Below are 1,235 nucleotides of genomic sequence, written 5' to 3'. Positions count from 1 at the left end.
GCTGCCGCCGGAGAGCCACGCTGCGGCCGAGGCGCGTCTGGTCGAGATCGAGGCCAGGCCTGGACAGGTCCTCGATCCGCTTCCCGGCGCCCGCGCGCTGATCGATGCCCTCCCGACCGGACGATGGGGCATCGTCACCTCCGCCAGCCGCTCCGTCGCGCTGGCCCGGTTCGCCGCGACCGGAATGCCCGAACCCGAGTTCCGCATCACCGGGAGTGACGTGGCGCGCAGCAAGCCGGCGCCGGAGCCGTTCCGGAGAGGCGTGGACGAGCTCCGCCGCCGCGGTCACGATGGAGTCGTACTGGCGTTCGAGGACACCGTCGCGGGAGCGATGTCGGCGCGCGACGCCGGCTGCCTGACGATCGCCGTGCTGGGCACCGCCGACCCGGCCGAGCTGGAGACCGTGGCGCATCTGATCCTCGGCACGCTCGAACAGGTGCACGTGACCGTCGTCGACTCCCGGGTCATCGTTCACGTCGCGCCTCGACCCGCTCACCTCCCCGTCGACGCCTGAGCATCCCTCAGGAGCATCCTGTGCTGACGGAGCTGTACTCGAGCACGACGCTCACCGAGATCACCCTGCTGGCCTTCGCGTTCGTGCTCTCCGCCGTCATCGGCATGGAGCGCCAGCGGAAGATGAAGAGCGCCGGACTGCGCACCCACACGCTGGTCGGCCTGGGATCGGCGGTGTTCACGCTGGTGTCCGCGTACGGCTTCAGCAACGTCGTCGGAGCCGACGTCATCCTCGACCCCTCGCGGATCGCCGCCCAGATCGTCTCGGGGATCGGCTTCCTAGGCGCGGGCGTGATCTTCGTGCGCAAAGGGGCGGTGAGCGGACTCACCACGGCGGCGTCGATCTGGGTGACGGCGGCGATCGGCATGGCGTGCGGTGCAGGGATGCCGATCATCGCCGTCGCCGCGACCCTGCTGCACCTCACCACCGTTGGCGTGCTCACCTTCCTCGGCCGCGTGATCCGCCCGGACATCCCCGAACCGGTCGTGACGATCCGCTACCGCCGCGGCCACAACGTGCTCCGCCAGGTGCTCGAACTGTCCTCCCAGAACGGCTACCACTCCGCGCTGACGGAGGCGACGACGGACGAGGCCTCCAAGCGGCGCGAACTCACGCTCCGCTTCACGGGCGACCTCGCCGAACTGCCTGCGCTGGTGGGGCAACTGGCAGAGATCGACGGCGTCGAGTCGGTCATCCCCGGCGACGACCCGGACGACTGATC

General features: G+C 70.2%; 2 protein-coding genes (1 of these 2 only partly in view). Both read left to right on the top strand.

Going from position 1 to position 1,235, the window contains the following annotated elements; translation table 11 throughout:
* Nucleotides 1–514: the 3' portion of an HAD-IA family hydrolase gene (locus BGN97_RS11200; protein WP_292701344.1), read on the top strand. Its footprint begins 197 nt before the window's first position; the window shows 514 of its 711 coding nt (coding positions 198–711); its start codon lies off the left edge, out of view; the stop codon is at nt 512–514.
* Nucleotides 515–534: 20 nt separating this feature from the next.
* Nucleotides 535–1,233 carry an MgtC/SapB family protein gene (locus tag BGN97_RS11195; RefSeq protein ID WP_292701341.1) on the top strand — a complete coding sequence of 233 codons (699 nt, stop codon included), beginning with the start codon at nt 535–537 and terminating at the stop codon, nt 1,231–1,233.
* Nucleotides 1,234–1,235: the final 2 nt, after the last annotated feature.

The sequence above is a fragment of the Microbacterium sp. 69-10 genome (assembly GCF_001897945.1).
In the GTDB taxonomy this organism is placed as follows: domain Bacteria; phylum Actinomycetota; class Actinomycetes; order Actinomycetales; family Microbacteriaceae; genus Microbacterium.
The sequence above is the reverse complement of the archived record's forward strand: the minus strand, read 5'-3'. Positions and strand labels throughout refer to the sequence as shown.